At 63.2% G+C, this 16,660-nt stretch carries 16 protein-coding genes and 2 pseudogenes; 13 read left to right on the forward strand and 5 right to left on the reverse strand.

Annotated features, from left to right (window positions below; all coding sequences use genetic code 11):
* Positions 1 to 70: 70 nt before the first annotated feature.
* A pseudogene (locus EVC45_RS32625) lies at positions 71 to 187 on the reverse strand (DDE-type integrase/transposase/recombinase); the annotation flags it as partial.
* Positions 188 to 518: 331 nt separating this feature from the next.
* Between EVC45_RS32625 and EVC45_RS32630 the strand changes: the two are divergent.
* The 3 genes and pseudogenes from EVC45_RS32630 to EVC45_RS32640 all read left to right on the forward strand — a co-directional run.
* Positions 519 to 782: pseudogene (locus EVC45_RS32630) on the forward strand (IS3 family transposase); the annotation flags it as partial.
* A 401-nt stretch (positions 783 to 1,183) separates the two neighbouring features.
* Positions 1,184 to 2,032, forward strand: a complete 849-nt coding sequence (locus EVC45_RS32635; protein ID WP_129962290.1) for a PadR family transcriptional regulator — start codon at positions 1,184 to 1,186, stop codon at positions 2,030 to 2,032.
* Positions 2,033 to 2,094: 62 nt separating this feature from the next.
* A complete protein-coding gene (locus EVC45_RS32640) occupies positions 2,095 to 2,931 on the forward strand; it encodes a siderophore-interacting protein (protein WP_129962291.1) in 837 nt (278 codons plus the stop codon).
* A 185-nt stretch (positions 2,932 to 3,116) separates the two neighbouring features.
* Here EVC45_RS32640 and EVC45_RS32645 read toward each other — a convergent pair whose 3' ends face one another.
* The gene (locus tag EVC45_RS32645; protein WP_129962292.1) at positions 3,117 to 4,019 is read right to left on the reverse strand and encodes a LysR family transcriptional regulator; all 903 of its coding nucleotides are present in this window, start codon (positions 4,017 to 4,019) and stop codon (positions 3,117 to 3,119) included.
* A 120-nt stretch (positions 4,020 to 4,139) separates the two neighbouring features.
* Here EVC45_RS32645 and EVC45_RS32650 point away from each other — a divergent pair, with 120 nt between their 5' ends.
* The 5 genes from EVC45_RS32650 to EVC45_RS32670 all read left to right on the forward strand — a co-directional run bounded on the left by EVC45_RS32650 (position 4,140) and on the right by EVC45_RS32670 (position 8,891).
* Positions 4,140 to 4,550 (forward strand): cupin domain-containing protein, encoded by a 411-nt coding sequence (locus EVC45_RS32650; RefSeq protein ID WP_129962293.1) that lies wholly within the window; start codon positions 4,140 to 4,142, stop codon positions 4,548 to 4,550.
* Positions 4,551 to 4,650: 100 nt separating this feature from the next.
* Positions 4,651 to 5,355 carry a carboxymuconolactone decarboxylase family protein gene (locus EVC45_RS32655; protein WP_373683099.1) on the forward strand — a complete coding sequence of 235 codons (705 nt, stop codon included), beginning with the start codon at positions 4,651 to 4,653 and terminating at the stop codon, positions 5,353 to 5,355.
* A 60-nt stretch (positions 5,356 to 5,415) separates the two neighbouring features.
* Entirely contained in the window at positions 5,416 to 5,643 is a 228-nt protein-coding gene (locus EVC45_RS32660; RefSeq protein WP_129962294.1) for a tautomerase family protein, read from the forward strand.
* Between the two features lie 10 nt (positions 5,644 to 5,653).
* Complete coding sequence (locus EVC45_RS32665; protein ID WP_129962295.1) at positions 5,654 to 6,847, forward strand: arabinose transporter; 1,194 nt, start codon at positions 5,654 to 5,656, stop codon at positions 6,845 to 6,847.
* A gap of 79 nt (positions 6,848 to 6,926) precedes the next feature.
* Positions 6,927 to 8,891 carry an enterotoxin gene (locus EVC45_RS32670; RefSeq protein ID WP_211193512.1) on the forward strand — a complete coding sequence of 655 codons (1,965 nt, stop codon included), beginning with the start codon at positions 6,927 to 6,929 and terminating at the stop codon, positions 8,889 to 8,891.
* Between the two features lie 19 nt (positions 8,892 to 8,910).
* On the opposite strand, the gene EVC45_RS32675 is transcribed toward EVC45_RS32670, so the two are convergent.
* The gene (locus tag EVC45_RS32675; protein WP_129962296.1) at positions 8,911 to 10,767 is read right to left on the reverse strand and encodes a beta-galactosidase; all 1,857 of its coding nucleotides are present in this window, start codon (positions 10,765 to 10,767) and stop codon (positions 8,911 to 8,913) included.
* Positions 10,768 to 11,132: 365 nt separating this feature from the next.
* Between EVC45_RS32675 and EVC45_RS32680 the strand changes: the two genes are divergently transcribed.
* The 3 genes from EVC45_RS32680 to EVC45_RS32690 are packed head-to-tail and all read left to right on the forward strand — an operon-like array spanning position 11,133 to position 13,896.
* Positions 11,133 to 11,702 carry a FecR domain-containing protein gene (locus tag EVC45_RS32680; RefSeq protein ID WP_248295349.1) on the forward strand — a complete coding sequence of 190 codons (570 nt, stop codon included), beginning with the start codon at positions 11,133 to 11,135 and terminating at the stop codon, positions 11,700 to 11,702.
* Positions 11,699 to 12,316: an OmpA family protein gene (locus tag EVC45_RS32685; protein WP_129962297.1), complete on the forward strand. Its 618-nt coding sequence runs from the start codon at positions 11,699 to 11,701 to the stop codon at positions 12,314 to 12,316. The genes EVC45_RS32680 and EVC45_RS32685 overlap by 4 nt, the downstream gene beginning before the upstream one ends.
* A gap of 38 nt (positions 12,317 to 12,354) precedes the next feature.
* Positions 12,355 to 13,896 carry a CHASE2 domain-containing protein gene (locus EVC45_RS32690; RefSeq protein WP_129962298.1) on the forward strand — a complete coding sequence of 514 codons (1,542 nt, stop codon included), beginning with the start codon at positions 12,355 to 12,357 and terminating at the stop codon, positions 13,894 to 13,896.
* Between the two features lie 127 nt (positions 13,897 to 14,023).
* Here EVC45_RS32690 and EVC45_RS32695 read toward each other — a convergent pair whose 3' ends face one another.
* Positions 14,024 to 14,521, reverse strand: coding sequence for an aminoacyl-tRNA deacylase (locus EVC45_RS32695; RefSeq protein WP_129962299.1), 498 nt, complete (start codon positions 14,519 to 14,521; stop codon positions 14,024 to 14,026).
* Positions 14,522 to 14,664: 143 nt separating this feature from the next.
* Between EVC45_RS32695 and EVC45_RS32700 the strand changes: the two genes are divergently transcribed.
* Positions 14,665 to 14,853 (forward strand): hypothetical protein, encoded by a 189-nt coding sequence (locus EVC45_RS32700; RefSeq protein WP_129962300.1) that lies wholly within the window; start codon positions 14,665 to 14,667, stop codon positions 14,851 to 14,853.
* Between the two features lie 32 nt (positions 14,854 to 14,885).
* Positions 14,886 to 15,275: a hypothetical protein gene (locus tag EVC45_RS32705; RefSeq protein ID WP_248295350.1), complete on the forward strand. Its 390-nt coding sequence runs from the start codon at positions 14,886 to 14,888 to the stop codon at positions 15,273 to 15,275.
* Positions 15,276 to 15,351: 76 nt separating this feature from the next.
* On the opposite strand, the gene EVC45_RS32710 is transcribed toward EVC45_RS32705, so the two are convergent.
* On the reverse strand, positions 15,352 to 16,446 hold the full coding sequence (locus EVC45_RS32710; protein WP_129962301.1) for an AI-2E family transporter: 1,095 nt from the start codon (positions 16,444 to 16,446) through the stop codon (positions 15,352 to 15,354).
* Between the last annotated feature and the right edge of the window lie 214 nt (positions 16,447 to 16,660).

Genomic DNA, 16,660 nt, shown 5'->3' on the forward strand with positions numbered 1-16,660 from the left:
GAAAGCGCACCGGCTCAGCAACCGCTTGCCGCTTGATCATGCTCTGCCCCCGCATACACCAGAATTGACATTAACTCACGGTCGCGTTTCTGAAGCGTTTGAAGCCAGGCATCGCGTTGACCCTGAACTTGATGTTGCGATGATCTTGCTCGGTCAGATTGTTCAAGTATTTCGAGGATCGCAACGTCGTCTCTTTGGGCAAGATCCCATCGGCCTTCATTTTCACGCCCAGTTCGAGGACTGGCGCGAGCGGGCGTAACCGCTTTCGCCAGCCGGGCTGTTCTCTTGGGTTGATAACACCGTGGCACCGTGCGCGTGCGTTAGCCCCTTTGATTCTTCGCTGTCGTTCACCTTGGTTTCCTCAATGAAAGGTTCTGCGCGAGCCCCATCCCGTTGACAGGACAGGCAGCGCTCTTTTCAGACATTTCGCGCGCCACGTCGAGCCTCAGGCAGCTGCCAGCCCGTTATCGATGAGATAGATCGCTGCGGCAAATGTAACGATTGAAAGTACTCGAGAGTCAGGCGGCCGCACTTGCTCGATGAGCCGCAAAGGCAGTTGCTGGGATAACGCGCCGACGGAAAGCTTCTTCAACAGCCTGAAGAACAAACGGGTGCATGGCACGAGGTATCGCACGCATCGCGAAGCCGTCGCGGACTTGTTTGAATACATCGAAGTGCTTTATAACCGCAGTCGTCGTCATTCATCGCTTGGCTTCATGTCGCCAACCCAGTTCATGCAAGACTGGCTTGTGGCTCAGCGGACAAAGGATGCGGCTGCATAACCCGGCGCCTCTGGAAGGCGAAAAACCGGGGGAACCTCAATGTATCGAAGTTCCACTTCGGCGCATGCCATTTCCCGCGTGAGCAAGAGCGCCAAAACAGTTGACGCGAGCTCGATCCAAGGGCATCAGAGCAACGTCAATCTACGCTGGTTGATCTCGATAATCGCCCTCACTCCCGCCCTACTTCTCAGGCGTTCAAAACGCTGGCACTAACCCACCGAAAAATGCTGTGCCGCACAAAGCATTTTCGTTTTGCAGCGGACTTTGTTGTATCTGAAAGCCGCTTCTCGGGAGCCCGCAGACTTTGTTGTGTCCCGATACTTGCAAAAAAACAGTTTGACAGACTATCTTAAGATATATATCTTAAGATACATCTTACGACACTCATGGGAGTCTCCCAAATGCGTCATCCTCATCGCTTTTCCGGTCCGCGCGGCGCGCACGACCGTTTTCACGCGGGCTTCGGCCATCCGTCGCTGCATGCCGGCGACGTCGCCGGCCGCGGCGCCCCTGGCACCGCCACTTCGCCCGACGCCCGTCACCGCTTCCTGTTCCACGTTTTGCTTCACGGCTTCGGCCGCCATCACGAGAGGCGCTTCGGCAGCCGTGGTCACGGCGGTCATGGCGGCCCCGGCGGCCTGGGCGGACACGGTGGTTTCGGCGCCGGCCGCGGCGGCTTCGGCGGCGACGGCGAGGGTTTCCCGCGTGGCCGCAAATTCAGCTCCGACGATCTGCAACTGCTGCTGCTGTCGCTGATCGACGCGCAGCCGAGTCACGGCTACGAGTTGATCAAGGCGCTCGAAACACGCTCGAACGGTTTCTACAGCCCGAGCCCCGGCATGGTCTACCCGGCGCTGACCTATCTCGAAGAACTCGGCTACGTCACCGTGCAGCTCGAAGGCAACCGCAAGCGCTATGAGCTGGCCGATGCGGGCCGCGAATATCTGGCCGCGAACCGCGAACGCGTCGAGCTGATGTTCGCGCGACTCTCGCATATCGCACGCAAGATGGATTCGGTGCGCCGCGCGTTTGCCGGCGAAGAGCCGGCCGACGTCAGCGAAGGCGGCTGGGTGCCCGAGCTGAACGAAGCGCGCCGCACGCTGAAGCATGCGCTGCTGCGCCGCGATAACGCGCCGGCCGACGAGCAGCGCCGCATCGCCGCGATCCTGATGCGCGCCGCCAGGGAAATCGAAGGCGGCAACGTCGGCGACGACGCAAAGGCCGGCAACGACATCGAGCCGACCGTTTGAGCGCGCGCTCGTCCACGAGACGACCCGCGCGTCCTCCAGAACCGAATAGGAGCACCACCCTAATGCAAGAGCAACACCATCGACCCGATCTCGCCGTGCATCGCGTGCGGCATCCGTTGAAGTTTCGTCTGCTGCAGGTCAAGCAGGTGCGCGCGCTGACGCCGCACCTGATTCGCGTGACCTTCACCGGCGACGATCTGCACGACTTCGTGTCCGCGTCGTTCGACGACCACATGAAGGTCTTTTTCCCCGAACCCGGCGCCGACAAACCGACGCTGCCGCAAGCCGGCCCCGATGGCCCGGTGTTCCCGGAAGGCAAGCGGCCGACCGCGCGCGATTTCACGCCGCGCCGTTTCGATCGCGACGCTCGCGAGCTCGACATCGAGTTCGCGATGCACGACGCGGGTCCCGCGGCGACATGGGCCGCGCAGGCGCAGGTGGGCCAGTATCTGGGCGTCGGCGGCCCGCGCGGCTCGCTGGTGATTCCGACCGGCTTCGACTGGCACCTGCTGATCGGCGACGACACCGCGCTGCCCGCGATCGCACGCCGTCTCGAAGAGTTGCCGGCCGGCACGCGCGCCGCCGCGGTGATCGAGGTCGCCGATCCGTCGGCACGCATCGAGTTCACGACGCGAGCCGAGCTGCACCTCGTCTGGTGCTATCGCAACGAAGCCGACACGCAGACGCGCACGCGCGGCGAAGCGCTGCTGCAAGCGGTGCGCGATACCTGGCTGCCGGAGAACGGCGAAGGTTACGTATGGGCCGCAGGCGAAGCGGCGACGATCCGCGCGGTACGTCAGCATCTGTGCGGCGAGCGCGGCGTCGACAAGACGCGGATTCGCGCGGCAAGCTACTGGAAACAGGGCGCGGTGGCGGTCCACGAAACGATCGACGACTGAGCTTGCGCTCGCGTGGCGCGCGCGGCATGAGCGGCGTACTTCGACGCTCATGCGGCCACCATGCACGATGGAAGACTCTGGCGGTGACAGCGGGTTATCGCGCTATGCGCTCGTCAACGTCCCGGCTGCGCGTAACGCGCTTCCATTCACGGCCCCTCCCTATGTCACGGCAGCGCAGTGAATCGTTACCGCGCTCGACGCCTGTATCCAGCCTTCAGCGCATCGACGACGAGTTGCACCGCCCGGGACGATTTGCGCCGACTCGTATAGTAGACATGGTGTCCGATAAAGGTCGGAAACCAGTCTGCGAGAACCCAACCCAGCCGGCCAGCCTTCACGTGGGGGGCGGCGAGATCCTTCGGCACATAGGCGAGCCCGAAGCCGCCTAGCGCCGCGTCCATCATCTGATACACGTTGTTGAACGTGAGCTGTCCCTCGACCCGAACCTGCAATTCACGCTGTCCTTTACTGAGCTCCCAGGGAAGCAGCGAATCCCTCGTCGGCAGTCGCAGGTTGATGCAGTTGTGCAAGGTCAGATCTTGCGGCGTCTTCGCAAGAGGTCTTGACCGCAAATAGTCCGGAGAACCTACGATCGCCATCGTCATGTCCGGCGCGATGCGTACAGCGACCATGTCTTTGGCCACCTGGTCGCCGAGCCGCACGCCGATGTCATAGCGATCCGCGACGATATCCGTCAGGCCGTAGTCGTTCACCAGTTCGATCTTCAGCTCGGGATACTCGCGCAAAATGGTTTGCAGTCGCGGCCAGACGTAAGTGTTCGCCGCGTAATCCGTCGTCGTGATCCGCACCGTTCCCGCCGGCCTGTCCGTCATCGCACGAAGCGACTCGAGCTCCACCTCGATCTCTTCGAATCGTGGCCCGATCGACGTGAGCAACCGTTGCCCCGCTTCTGTCAGCGAAACGCTGCGCGTCGTGCGCGTCAGCAGTTGCAGGCCCATTCGCTCCTCGAGGCCGCGCACCGTCCGGCTCAATGCGGATTGCGAGACGCCCAGCTGCGCGGCAGCCCGTGTGAAACTCCGCTCGCGCCCGACGGTCATGAAACCCACCAGATCGTTGAAATCTTCCATTCGATTAATGCTCCACAGCATAAGGGCATGCCGATATTGCCATCTAGTCGCATGAATGGATAGCCGTTAGATTGACGGCATCGGCTCTAACGCCACTAAAGCACATTGACAGGATCAAGCATGGAACTGAAACGCGCAGGCTCGCAGCCCTCGAAGAAAGGCCCGGAAGAGTGGTTCACCGGCACCGTACGACTCGATCCGCTCAACGCTCCGCCGCCGCCGTCACGCGTCTCGTGCGCGAGCGTCACATTCGAGCCGGGCGCGCGCACCGCGTGGCACACCCATCCGCTCGGCCAGACGCTGATCGTGACGGCCGGCTGCGGCTGGACTCAGTGTGAAGGCGAGCCGCGCGTCGAAATTCGCGCCGGCGACGTCGTGTGGTGCCCGCCGGGTCATAAGCACTGGCATGGCGCCACGGCAACCACGGCAATGACGCATATCGCCATCCAGGAAGCGCTCGACGGCAAGAATGTCGAATGGCTGGAGAAGGTGACCGATGAGCAATATCTGCGCAGCGGCGAGGAAAGCTGATCAGACTCATCGCAGCTGTGATCATCGCGGAAGTGATTCAGATTCCCTGACCGCATTCGCCGCCAGGTTCCTCGCCTGCGCGCACCCACAAAGGACTGAAATGATGCAAGAACCGTCATCGCTCACCGACTTGAAGTCGGTTTCTCCGGCCTTCGAACGCTACACGACCGAGACCGTCCTCAACGGCTTGTGGAAGCGGCCGCAGTTGCCGCTACGTGACCGTAGCATCGTGACCCTTTCGGTGCTGATTGCCCGCGGCCAGACCGTGGAAATGCCGTTCCAGATCCGGCTCGCGCTCGATAACGGCGTAAAGCCCGCGGAGATATCCGAAATCATCACACATCTGGCCTTCTACTCGGGATGGGCCAACGCGACAGCGGCTTCGGCCATCGTCAAACCTGTTTTCGACGAACGCGGGATCGGTGCAGACCAGCTTCCGGCCGCCGAAGTAGACTTGCTGCCGCTAAATGAAGTTGCGGAAAAGCAGCGCGCACAAACGGTCGAGGAGAACTTCGGCGCTGTCGCGCCGGGCGTCGTTCAATACACGACCGACGTGCTCTTCCGCGACCTGTGGTGGCGCCCGGGACTCGCGCCACGCGACCGGAGTCTGGTCACGGTGAGCGCCCTCGTTGCGAACGGTCAGGTCGCACAAATTCCGTATCACCTGAATCGCGCCATGAACAACGGCCTGACCAGGGACGAGGCATCCGAGATGCTCACCCAACTCGCCTTTTATGCAGGTTGGCCAAATGTCTTTTCGGCATTGCCTGTGTTCAAGGACGTGATTTCGAAGCGAGCCGCGTAACCATCGAACCACGCATCCAGGACTTTGCGCGTCGCACTCAATCAATGGAGGATCAACCTCATGCCGCATGTCATCGTCAAAGCATGGCCCGGGAAGACCGAGGAACAGAAGCGACGCCTCGCCGAGGCGATCACTCGTGATGTGATGGATGTCCTGGGATACGGGGCTGAGTCTGTCTCGGTTGCTTTTGAGGAAGTCACGCCGGACCGATGGAAGCAGGATGTCTATCGTCCGGATATCGAGGCACGTTCAGACACGCTTTACAAAGAACCCGGATACAAGATGTAAAGGCACCTCCATGTCCGATTCACCTCTGGCGAGCGCGGCAGAATCTGTTGTCGCTACGCTGATGCCGGTCATGACCGCCGTGCTCGCCGGCTTCGCGATCATTGGTCTAGCGCTTCCGGTTCTTCCTTTACACGTCAGCCACCGTCTTGGCTTCGGGACCTTCGTAGTCGGCCTCGTGGCAGGCGCGCAGTTCGCCGCTTCGCTCATCTCGCGTGTCTGGGCCGGGTCCTATTCCGATAAACGCGGCGCGAAGCGCGGCGTGCTCGCCGGTCTGATTGCTGCGTCCGCGGCAGGGCTGCTCTATTTGTTGTCGCTCGCCTTCGTAGCGGTCCCGGTGCTATCCGTCGCTATCCTGCTGACCGGGCGCGCGGTGCTCGGTGGCGCTGAAAGCTTCATCATCACCGGTGCCGTCGCGTGGTGCCTCGGCCTCGTCGACGGGCAACACGCCGGGAAAGTGATCGCCTGGGTGGGCACAGCGATGTTCGCGGCATTGGCGCTGGGTGGCCCGATTGGGGCTACGCTGTACGCGTCGTTCGGATTTGTCGCGATAGCGTTGATCACGGTGTTGCTGCCCCTGGTCGTACTCGCTCTCCTGTTCCGGATACCCGCAGTGGCGCCGCACGCCCACACGGAGCATGCGTCCTTCCGCACGATCGTCGGAGCCGTCTGGCTACCGGGGCTGGGCGCGGCGCTGGCCAGTATCGGCTACTGCGCGATCCTGGCGTTCAGCTCGCTGCTCTATACCGAGAGGCAGTGGCAGCCGGTTTGGATGGCTTTCACTGCCTTCGGTGTTGCCCTGATCGCTGCGCGCGCGATTGCGGGTCATCTTCCTGACCGGTTCGGGGGTGCGAGAGTCGCCTTAGTATTTGTGATAGTCCAGGCGACCGGTCTGCTGCTGATGGGTCTAGCCGGGACGGCTTTCCTCGCGTCCGCAGGAGCCGCGCTTGCCGGCCTCGGCTATTCACTCGTCTATCCAGGACTCGGCGTCGAGGCAGTGAGGGGTGCGTCGGCCAGACATCGCGGGATGGTGATGGGCCTCTATACAGCCTTCCTCGATCTCGCGATGGCTGCGGGCAGTCCGGCGCTCGGATGGGTGGGCGGGCACGCGGGCTTGCGTGCCGTCTTCCTGGTGAGTGCGATGACCGTCGTTTGCACCGCCGGCGTCGCTGTCCAACTGCTTCGTCAGCACCGCGTAACGCGATGAATCAGCGCGCTGCGTCTTGAGCACGTGGACCGTTGCCGCTACGCTATTGAAGCTGCTCCGGCCCGAGACAGGTTTCTCCATGTGCGCCAACCCTGCTTTGCCTACGCAAACTGGCGTGCCCGTGTTCCAGACCACGGGCCGCATCTCCTCGTTCGGCAACGACGCGATCGCATTGCGCTGGACGAAAGAGGATGAACGTCTCGCCGGTTTCTCGCTGATCGATTGCGAGCGGAAACTCACGCTGCCCATCGTCGCGCCGTTCGCGCTCACGCTTGCTGACGGAACCACCATGGGCCTGGCCGAGCTGAAGGTCATTGCGCCCGCGAGCGACGCTGCGCTCGAACCCAACCCGCTTGCGTCCCGCCTGGGCGAACGAATCGCAGGGCGACGTGTAAGCGTCTCCCTGGTCGATGCTCATGGGCGCCTGAAGGTGCAATGGAGCGTGGAGCAGCGCGAAGGTTCGCGATATCTGCGCGCCCAGCTGGCGATTACGGCGCTTCTTCAGGACGAAGCGATCTCCGCCGTGTCATTGCTGCAGACGCGCGCCGCTGGCGCCAAGGCCAGTAGTGAGCGCAAGGGCACGCCGGTCATCGCGGGTGACTTCTATCTGGGCTTCGAGCACCCGCTGGCGACCAGTCAGGTGGAGGGCCACAGCCTCAGCTTTGTGCTGCATCGCGCGTTGCCGCTGGAGAAAGACAGGACGCTGCTCTACTCCGCCGTGGCAGGCGTAGCCAGTGACGGCCAGATCCGACGCGACTTCGGCATCTATCTGGAGCGGGAACGGGCCCGCCCCTATCGCCCGTTTCTGCACTACAACAGTTGGGGCGACATCGGCTACCTCACGCCGTACACGCAGGAGCAGGCACTCGAGCGCATCGAAACGATCGGCCACGAGTTGCACACAGCGCGCGGGGTGCAGATCGACTCGTTCCTGTTCGACGATGGCTGGGACGACCTTGGCGGCGGCTGGCGATTCAGCAACGCATTTCCACAGGGCTTCGTTCCGCTGCGCGACGCGGCCGCGCAATTCGGCGCCGCTCCCGGTATATGGCTTTCCCCGTGGGGCGGCTACGGTACGCCGAAGCAGGAACGCGTGACGCGAGGCCGTGGCGCCGGTTACGAGGTCATCGACGACGGTCTGGCGCTATCGGGGCCGACGTACTACCGGCGCTTTCATGAAGTCGTGATGGACTTGCTCGACAGGGGCGGCGTCAACCAGTTCAAGTTCGACGGCACAGGCAATGCCGACAGAGTGTTCCCCGGCAGCCTGTTCGATAGCGATTGGGACGCGGCGATTCAACTGATCGAGGACATCCGCGCGGCGAAACCCGAAACCTTCGTCAATCTCACCACAGGCACACATCCGTCGCCGTTCTGGCTGCGCCATGTCGACTCCATCTGGCGCGGCGGCAGCGACGATGGCCTGGCGGGCAGCGGCACCAACCGCGAGCGCTGGATCACATACCGCGACACGCAGACGTATCACAACGTCGTGGAGCGCAGTCCGCTCTTTCCACTCAATTCGCTGATGCTGCACGGCATCCTTTACGCGCAGTGCAATCCACGCCTCGATACGTCGGCGGGCGACGCCTTCTCGAACGAAGTGTGGTCGTACTTCGGGACCGGCACGCAATTGCAGGAGCTATACATCACGCCGGCGCTGCTGGGCGAGCACGACTGGGATGTGCTTGCGCGCGCGGCCCGATGGGCGCGCGAAAACGGCCACATACTGCGCGACAGCCATTGGATCGGCGCAGCGCCGGACGAACAGGCGGTCTACGGTTGGGCAGCGTGGGCGCCGCACAAGGCGATCGTGACGCTGCGCAATCCTCACAGCCGCACGCAACGCTTCACACTCGACCTGCGGCGCCAACTTGAACTGCCGGATGGGGCGGCGGGACGATTCGAAACGCGCAGCGTCGGGCGTGCAGGGGCTTCCGGTATTCCTGCTCACCTCGACGCGGATCGGCGGCAAGCACTGCAACTCGCGCCGTTCGAAGTACTGACGCTCGAACTGCTGCCGGTTGCGGCCGCGAAGCGATGAAGGCGATGCGACGTATGAGCTAGTACAAGCTGTCGGCAAGTCGAACCGGCTTTGCCTCGATCTGATGAAGGTCGAAGACCAGCACCTCGTTGTTACCTTGCACGAGCCACGGCGCGGGGCAATACAGGCGCCTTTGCGGGCCGATGTTCCAGTAGCGTCCGAGGTTGTGGCCATTGACCCAGACGATGCCCTTGGTCCAGTTGCTCAGGTCGAGCCAGGTATCGCCGACTTCAGTCAGCAGCACATTCGCCCTGTAAAAGAGGCCGGGCTTCCGCGGGTTCGTGCACGCTTCGTTGAGGTTGGCGACGAACGTTTCATCCATCGGCAGCAGGTAGACATCCCATTCATCGAGCAACGAGAGCGAGCCGTCCATGTGTTTCATCGTGACCGGCTCGAGCAGACCTTTGCGGTCGACGATCGCGGGTCCGAAGTTGACGCGCCCCATGGCCTCGACGAGTATCTCCAGCGCTACCGGGCCGCCCGGGTTCGACTCGCGGTTCCGCCGCGCCGAAGCCAGCTTAAGCGGCGCGCGATGCGTCATGTGGAGCGACTGCGCGTACTTCTGCGGCAGTTGCGCCCTCGATACGCCGCCCGCGTACCGTTCACCGAGAAAGACGGTTGCATAGTCATGAACGCCGCTGATATCCAGCACGCCGCACGCGTGCTCCGGCAACCGCTTGCGATACAGCACGAAGCCGAACGCCTGACCGTAGCCTTCAAACGACTGCAGACCGACGCCATGCTCTTGCGGCAGTGCCGCGGGCAGGTTGTCCCAGATCGACGCGTAGAGCGTTGGCATCAAGGGCGCAACGCCTGCGCAGTCGAGCGTGCCGATGGCGTCGGGTATGGCTGGCAACGGTTCGGGCAGATAGCTGGCGATCAGGTCTCGATACTTCATGTACTTCGGCGTCGCCGTGCCTTGCTCATTGATCGGCGCCGAGTAGTCATAGCTCGTGATGTCGGGCTGATAGTTGCCTGAATCGTCCACGTTCGCCCCGGCAAAAAAGCCAAAGCTCGTGCCGCCGTGAATGACATACAGGTTGAATGACAGCCGCGCCTGCATGAACGCGGCCAAGGTGCTGGAGAGGTCGTAGTCCACCCCCGCGAACCCCGCTTCGCCCCAATGCGTGAGCCACCCTGGGTACACCTCGCCAGCCATCGCGGGCACCGACGGGAATTCGCGGCGCACCGTTGCGATTTGCGCTGCGTCCCCATTGCTCAGCGCGATCGCGCCGCCCGTTACCGTGGTGTGATGGCGTTCGAGTTGAAGCAGACCGTCTTCGGTGTAGAACGGCCCCGTTATTCCTCCGTCGAGCCAAAGCTGCCGGAGCTCTTCGAGGTAAGCCGGATTGCTCGCATACGAACCGAATTCGTTCTCGATCTGGATCATCAGGATCGGTCCGCCGTGCTCGCACATCAATGGCTTGACACGCGGAACCAGTTCGTCGATATAGCGAGCCACCGCCGCCATGTAGCGAGGATCGGTGGCCGAGTCCGTGCGCAACCGGATGTCCGGATCGCGCAACAGCCAGGACGGCAGGCCACCCAGATCCCACTCTGCGCAAACGTAAGGACCGGGGCGCAACAACACCCACATCTGCTCGGATTGGCATAGACGGATGAAGGTCTCGATATCGCGATTGCCGCTGTGGAAGTCGAACACGCCTCTACGTGTCTCGTGGTAATTCCACATGATGTACAACGCTATGCAGTTCATTCCCATCGCCCTTGCCATGCGGATTCGGTGTTGCCAGTACTCGCGCGGGATGCGGGCTGGATGCATCTCGCCGCTGCGAATCTGGAACGGCAGGCCGTCGAGCAGGAAATGTTCGCCGTCGGGGCTGAAGGAGAAGCTGTGGCTGCGTTCGAGGTTCACGATGGGCGTTGTCGAATTGGCTAATACAGGCTACCTGTTTTGGCGCATTATGGCGGGACGGCGTACCGCGTTCATCCAATGTCCGGAAAGCGCGAAGTGCTGACGGATCGGCCCGAAGCGATTGGTTTATTCGTGTGGCGCACAGCACGATATGCGCGGAATCGCACAGAGCGACGCGCGCCGGCCACCCTATTCTGCTCGATGCCGCACCCACGGAGCGCGAGTATGAAAGGCCGCTGTTTGCGCGTGCCTGGCACCTGTCTCAACGCCATGAGCAGTCGGTCAAGATCGGTCACAACCCCACGTCGACATCGGCAAGCCGCGCTGTCGCGTGAAATTAGCGTTTTCGCCAGCAGGTGCCGCCGATGCATGCTCCCTCCATCACCCGTGTCATGACTTTCGCGTGCGGCCTGGCGAGCACTGCCGTCATCGCCTTTAGCGCTCTCGCCGCCACTGCCACTTTTGCCGCTGGCCCTGCCGCGTCCACCGCGTCCGCTTCCGACGCCGCTGCCACGTCGACGAGCGCGCCCGCCGTCGCGTCCGATGTCGCCGGCGTCGTCAAGACCGTCAAGGGAACGGTGCGGCTCGAGCGGGCGGCAGGCAGTTCGCCGGCGGCGATCGGCAGCGACGTGTACAGCAAAGACCGTGTCGTCACCGGCCCGGAATCGTCGGTCGGCATCACGCTGCGCGATACGACCCAGCTTTCGGCCGGCGCCAACACCACACTCGAACTCGACCAGTTCGCGTTCGACAGCACGACCCATGGCGGCGTGCTCAATGCGCGCGTGCAACGCGGATCGCTCGCCGTGATCTCCGGCAAGCTGGCCAAGGCGAATCCCGACTCGGTCCGCTTCAGCACGCCGACCACCACGCTGGGTGTGCGCGGCACGCAGTTCATCATCGAAGTCGGCGACAAAGGGGAGACTTCGCATTGAAAGCCGCGATCCGATCTGCGCGCGTCGCATCAGCGGCCGCGTTCGTCACACTGGGATGGCTCGCCGGGTGCAGCACGCCGCCGGACAAGATCATCCTGTTGCCCGATCCCGATGGGAAGGTCGGCGCGGTCGTGGTTCGCAGCGCGCGCGCCGAGCAGACCATCGACAAGGCTTACGCCGGCGTCGACGTCGCGCAGAACGGCAGGATCGAAACGACCATGGACAGCCAGCAGGCCGTGCAAACCCGTTATGGCGATCTGCTCGCGGCGCGCCCGCCTCGCCCGGTGACCTTCACGCTGTTCTTCCTGTTCGACTCCGCGACCGAGCTGGCGCCGGAGTCGCCCGCCACGGTCGAAAAGATGAAAGTGGTGCTGGCGACCTGGCCTGCGCCGCAGGTAGTCGTGATCGGCCACACGGATCTGGCCGGCTCGCAGGAGTTCAACGACCGCTTGTCGATGCGGCGGGCCCAAAGCGCCGCGGCGTTTCTGATCAAGCAGGGAATTCCCGCGAAGCAGATCGAAACCGCCGGGCGCGGCAAGCGCGAGCCACTCGTCCCGACGCCGGACGGCGTGCCCAACCGCATGAACCGGCGGGTCGTGATCACCATTCAATGACGCATACAGCCCGGCGCAGCTGACGACCCTTGCCCGCGATGAAACGCTTCTTCGACCTCTGGCGCGCGCGGATCCGCAAACTACTGAAGGCGTGTCAGGGGCGGCCGGTTGCATTGATCATACTGTTCGGCCTGAGCCTGCTGAACCTGATCAGCGAATGGCCGAGCGACATCCCGCGTCCGTCTTTTGTCGATACGGTCGACGACACGCTGCCGGACTCCTTTAAATCGGCGCGGCAACTCCTGTTCGATCAGTTCCAGCGCCACTACCCGCGCGTGCCGGCCACGCAACCGGTGCTCATCGTCGAGATCGACGAGGAGACGCTCGCGAGCGTCGGCCAGTGGCCGTGGCCGCGGGACCGGCTCGCCGGTTTGGTCGACGCGATCGCGGCGCAGCAACCGCTGGCGATCGGACTCGACATCTACATGCCGGAGCCGGACCAAACGTCTCCCGAGCGCGTCGCCGACAATCTGCCGCCCAGCGCCACGACGCTCGCCGCCGCGCTGCGCGCGCTGCCGATGCACGACGAGATCCTCGCGCGGTCATTGCGGGCGGCGCCGACCGTCCTCGGCGCGGCCGCGCTCGATCACCCCGCGCTCGCCACCCGGACCTCGATGCGCAACGCGCCGATCGTGCTGCACGGCAGCGATCCGCTCGATCGCGTGCGGCGCTTCGAGTATGTGCTCGCGAGCCTGCCGGTGCTGCAGGCGGCGGCGCATGGCCAGGCGCTGCTGAGTGTCGCGCTCGAACAGGGTGTGGTCCGGCACTTGCCGCTCGTCATGGGACTCGGCGACAAACTCGTGCCGAGCCTGCCGATGGAAATGCTGCGCGTCGCAACCGGTTCGCCGGCCCTCGACGTCTATGCCGACCGCTCGGGCGTGCAGGCTGTCGGCGTGGCGGATGTACAGGTGCCCACGCAACCCGGTGGCGACATCTGGCTGCATTTCGCGTCGATCCGCTCGACGCTGGCCCGCTACGTGTCAGCCCGCGACGTCCTGCAAGGCAAGCTCGATCCGCAGCGCTTTCGCGACAAACTCGTGCTGGTCGGCCTGACCGGCGCCGGCGTGACGGACATGCGCACGACGCCGCTCGGCGAACTGGTACCGGGGATCGAGATCCAGGCTCAGGTGATCGAGACGATCTTCGAGGGACGTTTCCTGCTTCGCCCCACGTGGCTGAAATGGGCGGAGACCGCCTTCATCATGGTGTTCGGGCTGCTGATCGTCTGGTACGTGCCGCGCAAGAACACCCGGCTCGCGACGTTCATGACGGCCGTGCCGAAGGGCATCGCGCTGGTCGGCGTGTCGCTGCATCTGCTGAATGTGCTGTGCTGCTTTTACATCTTCATCCACTTCGGGTTGCTGGTCGACGCCGCGGCGATCTTTATCATTCTGTCGGCCGTGATGGGCTGCTTTCTGTCGCCGTCGTTGCTTCATCTGCAGCGGTTGGCGACTGCGGAAGCTGCGCTTGCGCGGGCGGTGCCTCCGGTTCAGGTTCAGGCGCAGATACAGGCTCAAGCCCAAGCCAGCCGCCCTGGTGAAAAAAGCGAAGGCGGTGCGGGCGAGGCGCCGAGGTCATGACGCAGCCACCCTTTCGCCGCCCCTTCCCCATAAAAAAAGCCGGCAAGCGTTGCCGGCTAATGGATTGATACGCTCAACGAATCATTGTTTGCTCATTGCTTACCTGGTCCTCACTGGGCACCGCAGGCTACGCCCAAGCTCGCCCGCCCGACCCTCGCATCCGCCGCGCGAAATGCGCGCGCTCTGCGTCGTCCATCAGCATCAGGAACTGATCCGCTTCCATATGAATCAGTTCTTCGTGATCGCCCGCCTCGAAGTAGACGTCAGGCTGGCCGGCCAGGCTCGATTCCAGGTAAGTCTTCATGCCATACGCCATACAGATCGGCGGCAGCGCTCCCACATCGCAGTCCTTGAACAATTCGCGCAGCTCGACTTCCGTGGCGAGAGTGAGCCGGCGCCCTGTCTTGCTCCAGAACTCGGAGAGTTGCACGGCGTACGTCGACGGCAACACGGCGGCCACATAGCCGTGTTCGTCTTCGAGGAGCACGGTTTTTGCGAGCCGGTCACCCGATATGTGCGCCGCAGCAGCCGTTTCGATACTCGAGTGGCTGTATGGGTGACGCACGACTTCGTATTGGGAGCCCTTGCTGCGCAGACGCTCCTGCAAGGTTGGCGAAATCGACATGACACACCTCCTGTCGAATACGTGAAAAGGAATGAACGTTTGAGGTCTATTCAGAATAGTTCACGGACTGGTAATACGCACGTCCCAAGGCGGCATAACGGCCGTGAGGTTTCGGCCTAGAATCGCCTGAGGAGGTGCCAGTCATGTCAGCTACCAGGCGCATCGATCCGTGCCATCCCGCCTATCAGGCGGCACTGCACAGGACCACCCGCTACCCTGCGGAGCACGTCACGTTGACAGCGGGTTCCAGGAGAAGGCAGCGCCCCTGTGCGGCGCATCGCAAGCTCGGGCGCGGCAAGGTCGGCGTCGGCGGCAGGAGCAGTGACAAGTAGGTCTGTGCGCGCCCTATATGCGCGTCCCGACAATGAATCAGGCGCTTAATCGCCGCCTCCCGGCTTCTGAAACTGTTATCGAGGAGATCGCCATGTCCCGCGTGTCCGAATGGGTCAAGCTCCTGCTTCGTGAGGAATTCCCATCCGACGTCGAATTTCTCGAAGGAAGTGGGCCCAACCATGTCGTAGTCGAATGGCCGGGAGTCGGACCGGATGACGCGCCGAGGTGCAACGCGCCGTTCGTCATCGTGATCGATACGAAAGCGATCGACCGCTACGACAACAGCAACCCGTCGGAGCAGGCGCGAATGGCGTCGCGAATCCGCGAAATCGTGCAGCAGCGCGGCGCTCACTTCGTGGCTTCTGGTCCAGTCGACGTCGTCGAACCATTCGTCGTCGAGATTGACGACGGTGACCTCTAAGGCATCGCCGGGAATGGAATGATCGGCTGAGCGGCGGCCAGCGCCGCTGGCGCGACGACGCCTCGCGCGCCGCGCACTACGCCTCGTCGTCGGTGCTGCCCGTCAACGCGCGCCGCGCGGCCTCGCCCTGCTCGTGCGACGCCGAGTAAAACACCCGTGCCCGGCCGATCACGATTTTCAGCGTCGCAATCACGGGCACCGCGAGAAAAATCCCCGCGACGCCGCCAAGCTGGTCGCCCGCGAGCAGTCCGACGATCACCAGAAACGGACTGACCTCGACGCCCTCGCTCATCAGATACGGATTGAGCACGTAGTCCTGAAACAGCCGGTACAGCGCAATAAAAATCACCAGCCACAACAGGTGCGGATAGCCGCTGAACACCGCGACCACGAGCGTGATCGCAACCGCGGCAAGCGGCCCCGCGAACGGCACGAATTCGAGCAGCCCGGCGCTGACCGCGAGCAGAAACGCGTACGGCACGCCGAACAGCGAGAACCCGATGCCGTAGGAAAACAGCGTGGCGAGCGACAGAAATAGCAGCGCGCGCACGTACTTCGACAGCAGCACGTTCACATCGTCGACGATCTCGCTCCACAGCACGCGATGCCGCCTGTCCAGCAACGCGAGAAACGCGTCGCGCATGCGTTCGCCGTCCTTGATCAGCAGAAAGCTCAGGATCGGAACCAGCACCAGATAGATCAGGTTGCTCGCCGCATGGACGACACCGAGGCCGAGGCTGCGCGCCAACGGCACGGCCTTGTCAGAGCCGGTCTCGATCTGGCTGCGCACGAAATCGACGATCCGCTCGCGCAATGGTTCGAGAAAATGCGGCAGCGGCAAACGGTTTGGCACGTCGGTGCGCAGCAGCGTGGGCAACTGCGTGAACAGGCGCGTCGCCTGATCCTGTAATTCCACGCCGAACAGCGAGCCGACCACCGCGAGCAGCGCAACCACCACGACGAACACGACCGCGATCGACGCGACGCGCGGTACGCGGCGCGGCCTCACGCGTTCGACCAGCACCACCATCGGGTAGATCAGATAGCTGAAAAACACCGCGAACACGACGACGAGCACCGTCGTCGACGCGATATAGATGACGAAAAACAGCAGCGCGAGCAGAAACGCGGTCCAGACTTTTCTGGCCGTGCCGACGTCGAATCCCAGCATGAAGCGTCCTCATATGGGCGATGCGTCGCCGGCGTGACGAGTACGCCGGCCAACTCTGGACCGTAACAGAAATTTACACGATACGTGTGACGAACGCCGCGCCGCGGGACGCGACGCGGCGAGCACCGACGGCGTGCGAGACGCTACGCGCGTGGTGCGTCGATGCACGGCCTGCGTGCCTGATTTGATGCGCCCGAAACCGGGCAGTCCGGGT

Origin of the sequence: Paraburkholderia sp. UYCP14C (assembly GCF_004197395.1) — a bacterium.
Lineage (GTDB): Bacteria > Pseudomonadota > Gammaproteobacteria > Burkholderiales > Burkholderiaceae > Paraburkholderia.

What these genes read in the sequence shown, in the direction of transcription:
- EVC45_RS32700 (WP_129962300.1), top strand. Translation starts at nt 14,665, where the DNA reads ATGTCAGCTACCAGGCGCATCGATCCGTGCCATCCCGCCTATCAGGCG.
- EVC45_RS32680 (WP_248295349.1), top strand. Translation starts at nt 11,133, where the DNA reads ATGCATGCTCCCTCCATCACCCGTGTCATGACTTTCGCGTGCGGCCTG.
- EVC45_RS32635 (WP_129962290.1), top strand. Translation starts at nt 1,184, where the DNA reads ATGCGTCATCCTCATCGCTTTTCCGGTCCGCGCGGCGCGCACGACCGT.
- EVC45_RS32695 (WP_129962299.1), bottom strand. Translation starts at nt 14,521, where the DNA reads ATGTCGATTTCGCCAACCTTGCAGGAGCGTCTGCGCAGCAAGGGCTCC.
- EVC45_RS32650 (WP_129962293.1), top strand. Translation starts at nt 4,140, where the DNA reads ATGGAACTGAAACGCGCAGGCTCGCAGCCCTCGAAGAAAGGCCCGGAA.
- EVC45_RS32645 (WP_129962292.1), bottom strand. Translation starts at nt 4,019, where the DNA reads ATGGAAGATTTCAACGATCTGGTGGGTTTCATGACCGTCGGGCGCGAG.
- EVC45_RS32705 (WP_248295350.1), top strand. Translation starts at nt 14,886, where the DNA reads ATGAATCAGGCGCTTAATCGCCGCCTCCCGGCTTCTGAAACTGTTATC.
- EVC45_RS32660 (WP_129962294.1), top strand. Translation starts at nt 5,416, where the DNA reads ATGCCGCATGTCATCGTCAAAGCATGGCCCGGGAAGACCGAGGAACAG.
- EVC45_RS32690 (WP_129962298.1), top strand. Translation starts at nt 12,355, where the DNA reads ATGAAACGCTTCTTCGACCTCTGGCGCGCGCGGATCCGCAAACTACTG.
- EVC45_RS32670 (WP_211193512.1), top strand. Translation starts at nt 6,927, where the DNA reads ATGTGCGCCAACCCTGCTTTGCCTACGCAAACTGGCGTGCCCGTGTTC.
- EVC45_RS32640 (WP_129962291.1), top strand. Translation starts at nt 2,095, where the DNA reads ATGCAAGAGCAACACCATCGACCCGATCTCGCCGTGCATCGCGTGCGG.
- EVC45_RS32710 (WP_129962301.1), bottom strand. Translation starts at nt 16,446, where the DNA reads ATGCTGGGATTCGACGTCGGCACGGCCAGAAAAGTCTGGACCGCGTTT.
- EVC45_RS32665 (WP_129962295.1), top strand. Translation starts at nt 5,654, where the DNA reads ATGTCCGATTCACCTCTGGCGAGCGCGGCAGAATCTGTTGTCGCTACG.
- EVC45_RS32655 (WP_373683099.1), top strand. Translation starts at nt 4,651, where the DNA reads ATGATGCAAGAACCGTCATCGCTCACCGACTTGAAGTCGGTTTCTCCG.